This is a genomic window from Paracoccus sp. AK26, from assembly GCF_011801365.1.
Lineage (GTDB): Bacteria > Pseudomonadota > Alphaproteobacteria > Rhodobacterales > Rhodobacteraceae > Paracoccus > Paracoccus aerius.
The window spans coordinates 90,759-106,337 of sequence record NZ_CP041041.1; the positions used below are offsets into that span (position 1 = coordinate 90,759).

General features: G+C 69.1%; 14 protein-coding genes. 3 read left to right on the plus strand and 11 right to left on the minus strand.

The genetic code is table 11. From position 1 onward, the window contains the following. The first annotated feature begins 72 nt into the window (after positions 1–72). Both FIU66_RS00400 and FIU66_RS00405 read left to right on the plus strand, forming a co-directional pair. A complete protein-coding gene (locus FIU66_RS00400; protein WP_167620852.1) occupies positions 73–729 on the plus strand; it encodes a Tim44/TimA family putative adaptor protein in 657 nt (218 codons plus the stop codon). Then, a complete protein-coding gene (locus tag FIU66_RS00405) occupies positions 729–1,313 on the plus strand; it encodes a Smr/MutS family protein (RefSeq protein ID WP_167620853.1) in 585 nt (194 codons plus the stop codon). The genes FIU66_RS00400 and FIU66_RS00405 overlap by 1 nt, the downstream gene beginning before the upstream one ends. A gap of 10 nt (positions 1,314–1,323) precedes the next feature. Here the strand turns inward: FIU66_RS00405 and FIU66_RS00410 are convergent, their stop codons facing one another. The 10 genes from FIU66_RS00410 to tsaE form a co-directional block, all read right to left on the minus strand. Beyond that, entirely contained in the window at positions 1,324–2,391 is a 1,068-nt protein-coding gene (locus FIU66_RS00410; RefSeq protein WP_240544706.1) for an alpha/beta hydrolase, read from the minus strand. Positions 2,392–2,466: 75 nt separating this feature from the next. After that, a complete protein-coding gene (locus FIU66_RS00415) occupies positions 2,467–2,643 on the minus strand; it encodes a PLD nuclease N-terminal domain-containing protein (RefSeq protein ID WP_167620854.1) in 177 nt (58 codons plus the stop codon). A gap of 47 nt (positions 2,644–2,690) precedes the next feature. Continuing rightward, positions 2,691–3,998, minus strand: coding sequence for an ATP-dependent protease ATPase subunit HslU (gene hslU / locus FIU66_RS00420; protein WP_167620855.1), 1,308 nt, complete (start codon positions 3,996–3,998; stop codon positions 2,691–2,693). Between the two features lie 75 nt (positions 3,999–4,073). Further along, the gene (locus FIU66_RS00425) at positions 4,074–4,598 is read right to left on the minus strand and encodes a GNAT family N-acetyltransferase (protein ID WP_167620856.1); all 525 of its coding nucleotides are present in this window, start codon (positions 4,596–4,598) and stop codon (positions 4,074–4,076) included. Beyond that, positions 4,588–5,145, minus strand: a complete 558-nt coding sequence (gene hslV, locus FIU66_RS00430) for an ATP-dependent protease subunit HslV (protein WP_167620857.1) — start codon at positions 5,143–5,145, stop codon at positions 4,588–4,590. Before hslV ends, FIU66_RS00425 begins: the two co-directional genes overlap by 11 nt. Positions 5,146–5,223: 78 nt before the next feature. After that, entirely contained in the window at positions 5,224–5,544 is a 321-nt protein-coding gene (trxA, locus tag FIU66_RS00435; protein ID WP_167620858.1) for a thioredoxin, read from the minus strand. A gap of 55 nt (positions 5,545–5,599) precedes the next feature. Next, the gene (gene addA, locus FIU66_RS00440) at positions 5,600–8,983 is read right to left on the minus strand and encodes a double-strand break repair helicase AddA (protein WP_240544707.1); all 3,384 of its coding nucleotides are present in this window, start codon (positions 8,981–8,983) and stop codon (positions 5,600–5,602) included. After that, positions 8,976–11,921: a double-strand break repair protein AddB gene (gene addB, locus FIU66_RS00445; RefSeq protein WP_167620860.1), complete on the minus strand. Its 2,946-nt coding sequence runs from the start codon at positions 11,919–11,921 to the stop codon at positions 8,976–8,978. Before addB ends, addA begins: the two co-directional genes overlap by 8 nt. Beyond that, entirely contained in the window at positions 11,914–12,582 is a 669-nt protein-coding gene (locus FIU66_RS00450; RefSeq protein ID WP_240544708.1) for a nucleotidyltransferase family protein, read from the minus strand. The genes addB and FIU66_RS00450 overlap by 8 nt, the downstream gene beginning before the upstream one ends. Beyond that, positions 12,570–13,964 carry a tRNA (adenosine(37)-N6)-threonylcarbamoyltransferase complex ATPase subunit type 1 TsaE gene (gene tsaE, locus FIU66_RS00455; RefSeq protein WP_370528928.1) on the minus strand — a complete coding sequence of 465 codons (1,395 nt, stop codon included), beginning with the start codon at positions 13,962–13,964 and terminating at the stop codon, positions 12,570–12,572. Before tsaE ends, FIU66_RS00450 begins: the two co-directional genes overlap by 13 nt. Positions 13,965–14,077: 113 nt before the next feature. Here tsaE and FIU66_RS00460 point away from each other — a divergent pair, with 113 nt between their 5' ends. After that, positions 14,078–14,680, plus strand: coding sequence for a COG3650 family protein (locus FIU66_RS00460; protein WP_167620862.1), 603 nt, complete (start codon positions 14,078–14,080; stop codon positions 14,678–14,680). A 16-nt stretch (positions 14,681–14,696) separates the two neighbouring features. On the opposite strand, the gene dapB is transcribed toward FIU66_RS00460, so the two are convergent. After that, positions 14,697–15,533 carry a 4-hydroxy-tetrahydrodipicolinate reductase gene (dapB, locus tag FIU66_RS00465; protein ID WP_167620863.1) on the minus strand — a complete coding sequence of 279 codons (837 nt, stop codon included), beginning with the start codon at positions 15,531–15,533 and terminating at the stop codon, positions 14,697–14,699. Positions 15,534–15,579: the final 46 nt, after the last annotated feature.

The window sequence follows — 15,579 nt, forward strand, 5'->3', positions numbered from 1 at the left end:
CTTGCCCCGCCCCGCTCCCTACATAATGGCGCAGATCGCAGATACCAGCCAAGACCATAAGAGGCCAATCGCATGAACAACCCGCTGTTGCAGTTGCTTGTCCTGGCAGGGATTGCGATTTTCCTTATTCTCCGGCTGCGCAACGTGCTGGGCACGCGCGGCGGCTATGAACCCCCCCAGGTCGAGACGCCGGAAAGCCCGCGCCCTCGCTTCGATGTGATCGAGGGGAGCGTCGACGAGGATGATCACGACATCCTGGACCATGCGCCCGCCGGCAGCCCGACCGCCCAGGCCCTTGCGGCCATGAAGGCGGTCGAGCCATCCTTTGGCGTGATGGACTTCCTCAACGGCGCGAAATCTGCCTACGAGATGATCCTGATGGCGTTCGAGCGTGGCGATCTGTCCGATGTCCGGCCTTTCCTGGCCGAGCCGGTGGCCGAAGCCTTCCAGGGCGTGATCGATGCGCGTGCGGCCAATGGCCAGACCGTGACCGCGCAGTATATCGGCACGCGCGAAACCTCTCTGGCCGGGGCGGAATACGATCCCGCGACCGGCATGGCCGAGGTGACGGTGCGCTTTGTCGGCGAACTGATCGCCGTCACGCGCGACGCGCAGGGCAATGTCGTCGAAGGCGATCCCAAGGCCCCGCGCAAGCAGCGCGACACCTGGACCTTTGCCCGGCCGATGGGTCAGGACGATCCGAACTGGCAGCTTGTCGCGACCGGCTGATGGGCCGCCGCCGGGGCCTGACGCCCGAGGACAAGGAACTGTGGGCCCGCATCGCCCGCACCGCCATTCCGATGCATCCGGAACGGCCGAAGCCCGTCGAGACGGGCCTTCGGCCTGCGCCCAAGCCGGTCGTGCCGCGTCCGCCGCTGCCGGACTTCACCATCGGTCAGGCGGCGACCACCCGGCCCGTTGCCCCGGTTCCGCATTTCCCCACGCCCGCGCAGCGTTTGACGCAGCAACCGCTGCGCATGGACCACAAGATCCATCGCCGCATGGCCCAGGGCAAGCTTGCGCCCGAGGCGCGGCTGGACCTGCATGGCATGACGCTGGCCGTGGCCCATCCCGAACTGATCCGCTTCATCCTGTCCTGCCATGACAACGGGCACCGGCTTGTCCTGGTCATCACCGGCAAGGGCAAGGGCGATCATGGCCCCCTGCCGACCCGCCCCGGCGCGCTGCGCCACCAGGTGCCGCACTGGCTGCACATGCCGCCGCTGTCCGGCATCGTGCAGCAGGTGACGCCCGCCCATTACCGCCACGGGGGAGAAGGGGCCTATTACGTCTATCTGCGTCGCAGCGGGTAGAAGGCGGGGACTAGAAGGCGGGCGACAGAACCACCTGCACCGCCCGTTCCACCCTGCTCACGGCGCCGCCGATCAGGCCGGGCTCCGCGCCGCCTTCATCCGGCAGGATGCGGTCAAGCCGTCCCGTTCGCGACAGGATCCGTTGCAGGGCGGGTGAATCCGCAACGTTGAAATGACCCAGGCCGGTGTCGAAGGCCCGCGTGTCGATCACGATCACCTCGAGGTCGGCCACCGGGCCGGCATCCGGCATGTTCCCCAGCCGCAGCGGCTCGTCCGATATCAGCGCGGAAAGCTGCAAGACCCGGTCGCCGGGCGAGGTCATGATGACAAAGGGCTGGGGCAGCGGCCCGATCGCGCGGACCTGGGACCGGAACAGGCGCAGGTCCAGGTCGGGCGAGATCAGCACCACCCCGTCGATCTGGTCCACCAGGTCGCGCCGGCCCGACAGGGTCATCTGGCGCAACCCCTCCATCACAAGCTGGCTGCCCATCGAATGGGCCATCAGCACGATCTTGTCCCGTCCACGGACGCGCGACAGCAACTCGATCGTCTGGACCAGCCCGTCGCGGGAATAAAGCGCGCCGTCCCGGTCGCCGGAATAGGCATAGGGCTTCATCCGCGACGGCCAGGAAAAATGGGCGTGGATGCCCGGCAGTTGCAGGTCATGGGCAAGCTGTGCGGTGCGATACACCCCTTCGGCAAAGCTGTAGTTGTAGCCATGCACGAACAGGATGATGTCGCGGTCATCGGCGGCGCGGCCCTCCAGCTCACGCTCGATCGCGCGACGAAAGGCTGCCCTGTCGGCCAGCCGGCCCCCGCCGCTGACCAGGAACTGACGGTCGGGATCGCCGCCCGGCCGGGGATAGGCCAGGCTGCCCGGCGCGCGGTCCGGCGGCACGGACACGTCGATGCGCGAGAACCAGGGCTGCGGCAGGTGTTCGCCCGTCAGGCTGCGCTGCGAGGCGATCCAGACGGTTTCCGCGCTGCGGGGCTGGTATCCTTCGGGCGCCATCATCAGCGCGCCGCGCGGCGCACAGGCCGCAAGGGACAGGACCAGGAACAAAAGAAGATGCCGCAAGCGTCACCTTTACGGAAACGGTTGCGGCAAAGTGTCAGAGAAACAGGCCCCGGGCCAGATCCTTTCGGGACGGGGTCATCCGTAATTGGCCTTGGGCCCGGCGAAGTACCAGATGATGAGGCCCAGCACCGGCAGGATCGCGATCAGGGCGATCCACAGGATCTTCGTGCCCATGCTGACATTCGTGTTGATGACGGACGCGATCGCCCAGACATCCAGCACGAAGATGATGATTCCGAAAACGTAACCCATGCCAGTCCCCCTTTTGGTGCCAACCCGGAAGCGCGCCGGGCGGTTCCTTATAGCACGTAACGCGACAGATCGGTGGACCGCGCCAGATCGCCCAGGTGGCGCTCGACATAGCCGGCGTCGACCTGGACGGTCTCGCCCTCCTTGTCGGGGGCGCTGAACGACAGTTCCTCGAACACCCGCTCGATCACGGTGTAAAGGCGACGCGCGCCGATGTTTTCGACCGATGCGTTCACCTCGGCCGCGATGCGGGCAAGGGCCGCGATGCCGTCATCGGCAAAGCCCACGGTCACGCCCTCGGTCGCCATCAGGGCAGTGTATTGGCGCGTCAGGGCGTTGTCGGTCTCGGTCAGGATGCGGATGAAGTCCTCCTCGGTCAGGGCGCGCAGTTCCACGCGGATCGGCAGGCGACCCTGCAGTTCCGGCAGAAGGTCGCTGGGCTTGGCCACGTGGAAGGCGCCGCTGGCGATGAACAGGATGTGGTCGGTCTTCACCGGGCCGTATTTGGTGGAAACCGTCGTGCCCTCGATCAGGGGCAGCAGGTCGCGCTGCACGCCTTCGCGGCTGACATCGCCGCCACGGGCATCGGCACGGGCGCAGACCTTGTCGATCTCGTCGATGAAGACGATGCCGTTCTGCTGCACCGCGTCCAGGGCGGCGGCCTTGACGGCGTCGTCCTCCAGCAGCTTGTCGGCTTCTTCCGCGATCAGCAGGTCATAGCTTTCTGCGACCGTCAGCTTGCGCCGCACCCGGCGGCCCCCGAAGGCCTTCATCAGCCCCGACAGATCCATCATCCCGCCCAGGCTTGCGCCCGGCTGGCCCGGAATCTCCATCGCGCCCAGCGGGTTCGAATGGTCCTGCACCTCAAGCTCGATCACGGTGTCGTCCAACTCGCCCCGCTTCAGCTTGTCGCGGAACATCTGGCGGGTGCCGTCGCGGGCGTCCTTGCCGGCAAGCGCCTCGATCACGCGATCCTCGGCCGACTTGTGGGCGCGGGCCTTGACCGCTTCGCGCATCCGTTCGCGGGTGTCGATCATCGCGGCATCGGTCAGGTCGCGGATGATCTGTTCCACGTCGCGGCCGACATAGCCAACCTCGGTGAACTTGGTCGCCTCGACCTTGATGAAGGGGGCATTGGCCAGCTTGGCCAGGCGGCGGCTGATCTCGGTCTTGCCGACGCCGGTCGGCCCGATCATCAGGATGTTCTTCGGGTAAACCTCGTCGCGCAGGTCGTCGCCCAGCTGCTTGCGGCGCCAGCGGTTGCGCAGGGCTACCGCGACGGCGCGCTTGGCGTCCTTCTGGCCGATGATGAAGCGATCCAGCTCGGATACGATTTCGCGCGGTGTCAGGTCGGTCATGGGTCTGCCTTCTTTCAGTTCCTGCCCAGATAGACAGTCGACCGTCCCTTTTGAAGGGTCGCCGGTGGAGGCCCCTCAGGACGGGCGGGCGTCATGGCGCATCAGCAGGCTGTCGCCGGTGCGGCCCAGAAGTTTGGGGATCACCCGGAAGCCCGCGTTTTCATAGGCGCGGACGGCGCAAGCATTCGCGGGATCGGGGTCGATGATGATGATCCGGTGGCCTTCCGCCCGCAGCATCGCCACAAAGGCCGACAGCACACGCGACCCGATCCCCTGCGACAGCAGGCCGGCAGGCCCGATGGAGAGATCCACCCCCACCGCGTCGTCGGGCAGGTCCATCAGCCAGGGGGCCTCGGTCAGCCAGGGCTCGACCCGGGCATCGGCGATGCGCCAAACCTGGATATAGCCGATGGGCCGCCCATTCAGCAGGAACAGGAAAGGCCGCGTGCTGTCGCGGCCCTCGATCATGTCGCGGATATAGCCAAGCTCGACCGCCGGCTGATCGGACCACCATTCGCGCCAATGCGGGCTGGCCAGCCATTCTGCCAGCAAGGGCAGGTCGGCCGCCGTCACGGGCGCGAAGGAGATGTCAGCTTTCAACGACCTCGACCGTCAGGTTGCCGTTGGTGTAGACGCAGATATCGGCCGCGATCGCCATGGCCTTGCGGGCCACCCCTTCCGCGTCAAGTTCGGTTTCCAAAAGCCCGCGCGCGGCAGCCAAGGCGAAGTTGCCGCCCGATCCGATGGCGGCCACGTCGTGTTCGGGTTCCAAGACATCGCCCGCGCCGGTGACGACGTACAATTCGCGACCATCGGTCACGATCAGCATGGCTTCCAGGTTGCGCAGGTACTTGTCCATGCGCCAGTCCTTGGCCAGGTCCACGCAGGCCCGCTGCAACTGGCCGGGGGCGGATTCCAGCTTCTTTTCCAGCCGCTCCAGCAGGGTAAAGGCATCCGCGGTCGATCCGGCAAAGCCCACCACCACGTCACGCCCGCCCGGCGACAGGCGCCGGACCTTGCGGGCGGTGCCCTTCATCACGGTCTGGCCGACACTGACCTGCCCATCGCCCGCGACCACGACCTTGCCGCCACGCCGCACCGCCAGGATGGTGGTGCCGTGCCAGCCGGGAAATCTGTCATCCGCCATAGATAGCTCCGTCGTCTTTCTTCAATGAAAAAGGGGCGGCCGGCCCGCAGCCGCCGCCCCATGATGCACAAGGGTCGTTCAGATCGATTCGTCGATCCAGTTCTTCAGCGCGGCCTTGGGGGCGGCACCCATGCGGTTCGACACGACCTCTCCGCCCTTGAACATGAACAGCGCGGGGATCCCGCGGACGCCCAGGGCGGCTGCCTGTTCGGGGTTTTCGTCCACGTTGACCTTCACGATCTTCACGCGGCCCGCATATTCGTCGGAGAGCTCCTCAAGTGCCGGTCCGATCTGCTTGCAGGGGCCGCACCATTCCGCCCAAAAATCCACGATGACCGGAGTGTCGGCCTGGCGGACTTCGGTGTCGAACTGGGTGTCGTTGACGTGAACGGTGGCCATTGTTCTGCTCCTTCATGGGAATGCCGGCGGAATGCGGCAGGGCTTGCCTTTACAGCTATGAAGCCATCGCCCGACGGTCAAGGGCAGCCATGGCATGGTCCAGGACCGCGTCCGGGATGGGCATCAGGCTGCGCGCCGCCGTCCACAGCACCGCGATCCGCACCGGGCGGCCCGGCCAGATCAGCCGCAGCGCGGCGCGATAGGCGGCCATCTGGCGCAGGATCCCCTCGGGCGTGTCCTCGGGGCGGTCGGGCACGACGGTGTTCGACTTGTAGTCCACGGCCAGGATCTCGGCCTCGCTGACGATCAGCCGGTCCACCGCGCCATGGATCATGCCCAGGCCCGGCAGGGGGGCGGTCAGCCCGACCTCGGCCAGGATCTGGGCGCCGGGGGCGGGGGTCATGACCTCGGCCAGTTCCGGTGCGGTAATGACCGCCGCGGCCTCGGCCAGCAGGTCGGCCAGTTCGGCGGCATCGGGCAACCCGCCCTCGGCCCTGGCCAGCAGGGCGCGGGCGCGGGCCGGCCAGTCGGCGGGCGGAACATGAGGCAGGCGTTCCAGCAGCAGGTGCAGCCGCGTGCCGCGCAGCATGGCGGCGTCGGGATCGCCGTCGCCGTCGCCGCCCCCGATCACCTTGGCACCGCCCAGGGCGGTCGCGGCGGTGGCGCGGTTCTGCGGCGGCGGCGGCGGGGCCGGGCGATCTGCCCAGTCGGGCGGCTGCACGGTCGATGCGACCTTGCGTTCAAGGCTGACGGGCAGGTCGGGCCAATCGCCGAAGGACAGGCGCTGCGCCGAACCGATGCCGTCGATCTCGACGGTGGCGCGGGTCAGGGTGCAGCGTTCGGCGCCCGTGGCGATCATAGAATGCCACGACTCCAGCCCCGATCCGCAATCGCCCGCCGCCGCGACGATCAGCCAGCTTTCGGCCCGCGTCATCGCGACATACAGCAGCCGCCGCCGTTCCTGTTCCTGGCGCAGATCGTGATCGGCCACGGCCTCGGCCACGGGGTCGGGCCGGTCGGCTGCGGCCCCCCGCCAGGCGGGCAGGTCGTCCAGCCGGATCAGCGGCTGGCCATGTCCGTTCCGGCGCTTGCGGGTTTCGGGAAGGATCACCACCGGGCTTTCCAACCCCTTGGACCCATGCACCGTCATCACCCGGATCAACCCGCCGCCCCCGCCGGGAAGCTGGCGCTTGACCTGCACGTCGTCGCGGCCCAGCCAGACCAGGAAGCCCGTCAGCGAGGGCGTTTCCACCGAGTCATAGGCAAGCGCCTGGGACAGAAGCTCGTCAATGCCGTCCTCGGCCTCGGGGCCAAGCCGGGCCAGCAGCGCCGCGCGGCCGCCGTGGCGCACCAGAAGCCGGGAGATCAGTTCATAGGGGCGCAGCTTATCCGCCCAGGACATCAAGTCGCTCAGCAACTCGTAAGCCTGACGGTGCGGCGAGACGCGCAGCCGTTCCCACAGATATTGCCGGCCCCGGCCCGCGGCCAGGCGGTAGAGGTCGTCCTCGGTCAGCCCGAACAGCGGCGATCGCAGGATCGCAGCCAGGCACAGGTCGTCTTCCGGGGTGGACACCACCGACATGGTCGCGGTGATGTCGCGCACGGCCAGTTCGGCGGCCAGCTTCAGCCGGTCGGCGCCTGCCACGGGCAGGTCCGCCGCTTTCAGTTCGCGGATCAGGTCGTCGAACAGGCCCGCCCGCCGCTGCACGAGGATCTGGATGTCGCCCGGCCCGATGGCACGGACCTGGCCCGTCTTGGCGTCCTTGATCGGCGTGCCGATGATGGCCTTGACCTGTCGCGCCACCGCGCGGGCCAGTTGCGTGTCGGCGGCGTTTTCGGCAGGCGCATCGACGGGGGTTGTCCAGTCGCCACGCTCGGGCTTTTCAGGTTCGGGCAGGGGCGGCCAGATGTCCACGCGACCGGGCAAGCCGTCTCGAAAGGCGATGTGACGGGGTGGATCGCCCAGGCCCTCGGCCGCGTCGCCCTGGAAGACGGTATCGACCAGCGACAGGATCGCGGGCGAGGACCGGAAGGAATGGGCAAGCCCCCGCTGCTGCATCGGCTGGCCCACGGCCTCGAAATCCTGGCGGAAGCGGTCGCGGACCGCTTCAAAGACCGCGATGTCGGCACCTTGGAAGGAATAGATCGACTGCTTGGGATCGCCGACCACGAACAGCGTGCGAGGCCGGTCGTGCGCGCCTTCGCCGCTGGTGAATTCGTCGGTCAGGCGCCTGATCACGCGCCACTGGTCGGGGCTGGTATCCTGCGCCTCGTCGACCAGGATATGGTCGATGCCGCCGTCGAGCCGCCACAGAACCCATTGCGCCATGCTGGATTCCTCCAGCAGTTCGGCGGTGCGGCGGATCAGGTCGTCGAAATCCAGCCAGCCCTGCGCGGATTTCTCGACCGCGACGCGGCGGGTGAAATGGTGGGCAAAGCGGTGCAGCGCCAGCGTCTTCTGGGCCAACGCAAGGCCCAGGACCAAGGGCCGCGCATCGGCCACGCGCTGCATCAGATCCTCGAGCTGGGCCATGAAGGGCGCGCAGAGTCCCTGGCGCAGGGCCTTGGTGGGGATGTCGCCTATCTTGGGGCCGAAGGGAACCTTGGCGCTGGCGCCGAACAGCAGGCACTTGCACAGGATATGTACGTCCGGCAGCCCCGGATCGCGCCAGTTGCCGCGGGCCAGGTGCTCGGCCAGCTTGCCGTCCTTGGCCCCGCTGCGGGCCAGGATCGGGACCAGGGCGTCGAACAGATCGCCCTCGGTGCCGTCGAAGATCCGGTCCAGCAGCGCCGCATGATCCAGCCCGGCGGGCAGGCCCAGCGAGTGCCAGATGGGTGCGGGATCGGGTTCGCGGGCGTAATCGGCCTCGGCCAGTCCCGCCAGGAAGCCGTCCAGGTCGTCGCCCGAGACAAGCGCCGTCAGGTCGCGGATCGCAGGATCGTCGCTGTCGGCCATCTGGTCCATGATCTGCGCCCGCAGGACCTTGGCCGACCGGTCGTCCAGTTCGCGAAAGCCCATCGGCACGCCCGCTTCCAGCGGAAAGCGCCGCAGCAGCGCCGCGCAGAAGCTGTGGATGGTCTGGACCTTCAGCCCGCCCGGAGTCTCGATGGCGCGGGCGAACAGGCGGCGCGCCTCGGCCAGGTCGGGGCCGGACCCGGGCCCTTCGGCCTCGCCCAGTTCGGCCAGTTCGGCGCGCAACTGGGGCTCGGGCAGCATGGCCCACTGGCCCAAGCGGCGCAGCAGGCGGTTCTGCATCTCGGTCGCGGCGGCCTTGGTGTAGGTCAGGCACAGGATGCGTTCTGGCGCCGTTCCCGCCAGCAGCAGCCGGGCCACGCGGTCGGTCAGAACGCGGGTCTTGCCCGACCCGGCATTGGCCGTCAGCCAGGTGGATCGGTTGGGGTCGGCTGCGGCGATCTGGTTCAGGCTGGCTTCATTCATGGTCACCCACCTTCTGGACATGGGGCGCGTCGGCCAGCGACCATTCGCCGAACCGCGCCAGGTGGTCGTAATCGCCCGCATAGCTGGTCTGCTCGGGCGCGCGCATCGAGGTGAAGCCCGTCTCGCCCGACAGATAGGCCGCGACCAGCCGCACGAAGCCGTCCCAGTTCTCGGCTTCCAGGTCGGTGGAATAGTCGCGGTCATGGGTGTCCCCCTCGCCGCCAAGCTGGATATAGCGGATGCCCGCGACCTCGGCCGGGCCGATGGCGTCAAAGCCGCCGCGCCGGACCATCGCGGCTTCCAGGATCAGCTGCTTTTCAAAGGCGGCGATCTGCTTGTCGCTGGGCGGCGTGCCGGACTTGTAGTCATAGATCACCACCTGCCCGTCATGCAGCAGGTCGATCCGGTCAGGCTTGGCCGTCAGGGTGAAGTCCATGCCCGCAAGCGCGACCTTGCCGCGCTTCTCGACCACCACCGGGCGGCCCTCCGACAGGCGGGCCAGTTCGTCCGCGACGATCCGGTCGGCGATGCGTTCCATCCGCGCGGCCCAGAAGGCGCGGGCGGCAGGCCAGGGCACCTGCTGGGCCAGAACCTTGGCGGTGATCGCCAGGAAGCGCGCCTTCAGCGCCTCATGGCCCATGCCCGGATCGGGCTTGGTGCCCAGCAGCGCCTCGACGATCGAATGCAGCGTCTGGCCGCGCAGGGCGGCGTCGGGTTCGGGGCGCAGCGCGGGAAGCGGCCGCAGGCCCAGGACGCGCTTGGCGTAGACCGCGTAAGGGTCGCGGATCAGCAGCGAGACATCGGTGACCGGCAGTTCCCGGAAAGGCGGCGCGGGCGGGATCGGCGCAGGCCGGGCCGCAGGCGGGACCGGGCTGGCGGGACGCGCGACAGCCTCGGCCAGGGCCAGCCAGGCATCGCCCCGCGCCCGCATCGCCGCAAGCGCCTGGGGGCCGCTGCGTTCGGGCAGGCCCGACATGAGGTTCGTCAGCCGGTTCAGCCAGCGGGACGGGATCGTCTCGGCCTCGGCGTCGCGGCGGGCGCGGGTCAGGATCACCCGTTCCACTCCCATCGCCTGCTGGAAGTCATGTGCCGCCAAGCCGATCAGGCGTTCCGGCAGCGGCAGCCCGGCCGCCAGCCGCATCTGCCGCGACAGCCAGGGATCGGGCTTGAGCTGCTGGGGCCAGCCGCCCTCGTTCAGGCCCGACAGGATCACGATGCCCTGGCCCACGATCCGCGCCTCGCGCGGGCCGCGGATGTGCAGGTAATGGGCGTCCCCCTCGACCCGGACGGATTGCTGCTGCAACTCGTCCATCAGCAGGGCGCAGAAATCCTGCGGACCCAGATCCGGCCCGTGCCCCGCATGTTCGGCCAGATGATCCATCGTGGATTGCAGAAGCGATCCGACATGGTCCTGCCACAGCTTCGAGGCCGCGGCATTTCCCCCGGGGCCTGCGGCAATGCCTTCCGCCAGGGCGATCAGGTCGCGCAGGCGATCGGAAAGGGGGCGCGGCGCACGGTCCTGCGCCAGCGGCGTGATCCGGTCCAGCCCGTCAGCCAGCCATTCCGCCCAGGTCTTGCGCAGCGCGTCCCCCTTGGATCCCCAGGTCCGCAGGCATTCGCCGTCCGGAAAGGCCGGGCCGTTGCGGCGCAGTTCCAGTTCCAGGTCGCGCGCCAGGCGGCGGGCGTCGTTCGCGCCGACCAGCGGCGATCCGGTCAGGCCCAGCGGATGCTTCAGCAGGATCAGCAGGCGGTCGATGCTCAGCGCCTCGCCGAACAGGGCGGCGATGTGGCGCAGGAACAGGCCGTGGCCGGTCAGCGACAGGGGCTGGCCCGCGCTTTCGTCCGGGCACAGCCGCCAGCGGTCAAGGGCCGCGTTCACGCGCCGGATCAGGTTGCCGTCCGCCGCCACAAGCGTGGCCGAGGCATGGCGTTCGGCGGCGTCCCGCAGGATCAGGGCGATCACCTCGGCCTCTTGCCCCGGCTGGTCGGCCTCGATCAGGGTCAGGCCTTGGGTCGGGGCGATCAGGTCGGGCAGGCGCGGGCCTTCGGCGATCCACTGGTCGGTGACGGGCGCGGGCCGCAGCGCCAGCGAAACAAGCCGGTTGCGGGCCGGGGCGGGCGGAGGCGTGTCGGTCCAGCGGGCCGGGCGGCCCAGCTTGCGGATCAGCGGCGCGAAGCGGGCCTGGGGGTGATCCTCGGTCCGGTGGTCCAGCCCGTCCCAGACCGTCTGCGGCTGGTCGAAGTCGAAGCCCGGCAGCACCACCGCGCCTTCGGGCAGTTGCGCCACCGCCTCCATGAACAGCCGCGTCGCGCCATGCGACCCGGTCGAGCCGACGATGATGACCGGCCCGTCGGGCAGGTTCTGGCCCTTGGACCAGTCCTCGCACAGGATCTGGGACGCCAGGCGCTGACGGGCGGCACGGTCCGTCGGCGGGCCTTCCAGATGGAAGCGGGCGGCGATGCGCAGGAAGCCCAGGGCGTTCTGCCAATGCCGGGCATGATCGCCGGTGTCGATGCCTTCAAGGGCGTCGGGGCCGAGTCCCTCGGTCTGCATCTCGTGCATCAGGGTTGACAGGGACCGGGCAAGCGCCGCGATGGAATGGCCCGAGGCGAGATCCGGCCGGGTCTTCAGAAGCCCCGCCACCAGCCGCGCCAGTTGCAGCCGCCGCGCCAGGGGCGAGGCCTCGGCATGGTCCAGCATCCCCGGCGCTTCCAGGTTGGTCACCGGCAAGAGGCGCGGCAGCAGCAGCGGCCCGCGCAGATCGAAGGCGCATTGCAGTTCCGCCAGCGTCCGAGAGGCGTTGCCATAGATGGTGACGCGGGCCATCGCCTCGGGCGGCTGGCCGGCCATGCGGTCCAGAAAGCCCGCGACGAATTCATGGGCAAAGTCGATGCCGGGCGGCAAGGCATAAAGGCCACGAAATGCGGGTTCAGCCATGCAGCATCTCCTCGGCCAAGGGGATGGCTTCGGGATAGCCCACATCGCACCAGCCGCCCCGATGGATGATGCCGAAGGCCCGACCCTCCGCGATCAGCAGATCCCACAGCCGGTTCAGGGAAAACACCGGGTCGGGGATCTCGGCCAGACGGTCTGGGCGGATGATCTGGGCGCCGCCATAGACGTAATCGCCCCGGCGGCTGATGCGCCCATCGGCGTCCCGCGAAAAATCCCCCGCCCCTTGCCGCGCCGTGGCCCGGCCGACCGGCACCAGCATCAGAAGCGCGTCCATGTCCTCGCGCCAGGCCGCGTCAAGCGCGGAAAGCGGGTTCGGCCCGGTCCAGACCACGTCCGGGTTCAGCGTCATCACCGGCCCCGGTCCCAGCAGGGGCAGCGCCTTGCGCAGCCCGCCGCCGGTATCAAGGATCGTGCCGGGTTCGTCGCTGATGGCCACGTCCCGCCCGGCGAGGTGGTCCCTGATCTGGCCGCCCCGGTAATGCGTGTTCACCGCCACCGGCCCCGCGCCCGCCTCCCGCCCCAGGTCCAGCGCGCGGTCCAGAAGCGTGCGGCCCGCGACCGGGATCAGCGGCTTCGGCAGACTGTCGGTCAGGGGCCGCATCCGCGTGCCGAGCCCCGCGGCAAAGATCATCAGCGGGCGCATCGGGCGCGGATCCTTTCCATGACGGCGATATCGGGCGCGGGCAGGGCGGCGACCGCATCGGCCAGGGGCGCAAGCGCCGGATGGGCCAGGTTGCGCCGGACATAGCCCCAGACGCGCGGCATGAAGTCCAGGTATCGCGGCTTGCCGTCGCGGATGCAAAGCCGGGTGAAGATCCCCATGATCCGCAGGTTCCGCTGCGTGCCCAGCAGCGCATAGGCAGCCCGGAAGCGGTCATTGTCCAACCCTGTCGCAGCCAGATAGCGGGCGATGCAGGCGGCCTCGACCCTGGGGTCCACGTCGCGGCGCGCGTCCTGCAGGGCTGAAACCAGGTCATAGGCCGGATGACAGGCCACCGCGTCCTGATAGTCGATCAGGCCCAAGGGCGCATCGCCCCGCCAGATCAGGTTTTCCGCATGGAAATCGCGCAGGGACAGGACCGGCGGCACATCGGCGGCCAGATCCGCGTGCAGGCGGGCGATCGAAGGGGCGATCACCTCTCCGCCCTTGGCACCCGCCGCCTGCGGATACCATTCGGCGAAAAGCCCGACCTGTTCGGCCAGGGTCGGCCCGTCCAGCGGGGCCACGAAACCGGGCACGGGATGGCGGTGCAGGTCCACCAGCAGGTCGGTGATCCGGTCATAGATCACGGGCGCCATGGCGGGATCGCGTTCCAGCACGCGGGCCACAAGGTCGTCGCCCAGATCCTCGACCAGCAGCAGTCCCGCCGCCTGGTCCTGCGCCAGGATCGCGGGCGCGCCGAAACCGTGCCCCCTCAACCATTCCGTCATCGCCAGGAACGGCCCGCAGGACCCGCCGGGGTCGTCCATCAGCACCGCGCTGCCCCCCGCGCCCGTCAGCCGGAAATAGCGCCGGGCCGAGGCATCGCCTGCCAGCGGCACCACCCGCGCATCCGCCCAACCTGCGCCCGCCACGAAAACCGCTCGGGCGGCGACCCGCGTGGCGTCGGGTGCGATCAGGGTGACGCTGCGCAGATCGGGATCGGCATGGGCGGCGATGGACAGCGTGAGCGCCCCATGGGGCAGCCGTTCCAGCCGGTCGGGCCATTCGATCAGGCAGATCGCATCGGCCAACGCCTCGTCCAGGCCCAGTTCCGCCAGTTCCGACGGATCGGTGAGGCGATACAGGTCGGTGTGCCAGATCTCGGACCCCATCGGATCGGCATAGGTCTGGACCAGGGTGAAGGTGGGGCTTGGCACATCCTCGGCCGCGTCGCCCTGGCGGGCGCGGATGAAGGCGCGGGCGAAATGGGTCTTGCCGGCGCCCACCGGCCCGTCCAGCAGGATCGTCTGCCCCGGCCGGGTCGTGGCAGCCAGCATCCGCGCCAGGGCGGCGGTCAGGTCTTCATCGGCGATCAGGCGCATTGTCATGGCCTTGTTCTAGCGGCTTCGTCGGGCGGGGGGAACCATCCGTGAACGGCGCCCGTGGCATGTGGCGGCAAAGCCGCTAAACTACGACCAAGGAAAAGGAGGCCCCGATGTTCCGCACTGCCCTTGCCCTGACGCTTGCCCTTGCCGGTCCCGCCCTTGCCACGCAGGAATATATCCTGCCCACCCTGTTCGATGTGACGGGCGTCGCTTCCGATGACGTGCTGAACATCCGGGCCGAACCCAATGCCAAGGCAGCCATCATCGGCACCCTGGCCCCTGACGCCTTCCGGATCGAGGTGGTCGAGGAACGCCAGGGCTGGGCACGGGTCAACACGGGCGAGGGGTCGGGCTGGGTCTCGGCGCGCTATCTGGCCTATCGCACCGATGTCTGGCAGCCGGGGGAACTGCCGCCCGCCTTCCGCTGCCTGGGGACCGAGCCTTTCTGGGACGCCAAGGTGGAAGGCGGCGATCTGGTCCTGCGCAGCCCCGACGATCAGGCGGGCGACCGCCGTCCGGTGCAGGGCGTGCTGGACAGCGGCATCTTCCGCGATCCGTCGAGGGTGGTCGTGGCGCGGGACATGACGCTGTTCTCGCATCCCCAGATCTGTTCGGACGGGATGTCGGACCGGCTGTTCGGGCTGGCGGCAACGCTGGTGCTGCATGGGGAACAGCCGTCCCTGCTGTCGGGCTGCTGCACGATCCAGCCGTAAGGGGCGTGATGCGGGGCTAGTTCAGCCCCAGCACGTCCTGCATGTCGTATTCGCCCGGTCCCTTGTCCTGGCCCCAGATCGCCGCGCGGATCGCGCCGCGCGCGAAGATCGCCCGGTCGGTCGCCAGATGGCGCAGGACGATCCGTTCGCCCTCGCCCGCGAAGATCACGTCATGTTCGCCCACCACGTCGCCGCCCCGGATGGCCGCAAAGCCGATGCTGCCGGGCTCGCGCGCGCCGGTGATGCCTTCGCGCGCGGGCGTGCGCAGTTCGGCCAGCGTCCTGCCGCGCCCTTCGGCGGCGGCCTCGCCCAGCATCAGCGCGGTGCCCGAGGGCGCATCGACCTTGTGGCGGTGATGGGCCTCGACCACTTCGATATCCCACTCGGTCCCCAGGGCGGCGGCGACCTTGCGGGTCAGGCCAACCAGCAGGTTCACGCCCAGGCTCATGTTGCCGGCACGAATGATGGGCGCATGGCGGGCGGCGGCCTTGAGGTAATCCAGATGCGCCTGTTCCAGACCGGTGGTGCCGATCACATGGACCGCGCGGGCCTGCGCGGTCAGTTCGGCAAAGGCGACCGTGGCGGCAGGGGCGGTGAAATCGATCACCGCCTGCGCCTGCGCGATGACCGCCACCGCATCGTCGCTGACCGTCACGCCGACCGGCGCCCCGCCCAGGCATTCGCCCACGTCACGGCCGATCCAGGGATGGCCCGCGCGTTCCAACGCGCCCGCCAGCCGCACCTCTGGGTGCTCGGCGATCAGGCGGACCAGCATCCGCCCCATCCGCCCCGAGGCGCCGGTGACGACGATCCCCGGCAGGGCGGGCGCGTCCGTGTTCTGCAAATCGCTCATGGGGCCTCCGGTGTTTTCCCGCCTCATATCCCGTTGCGGCGCGCCC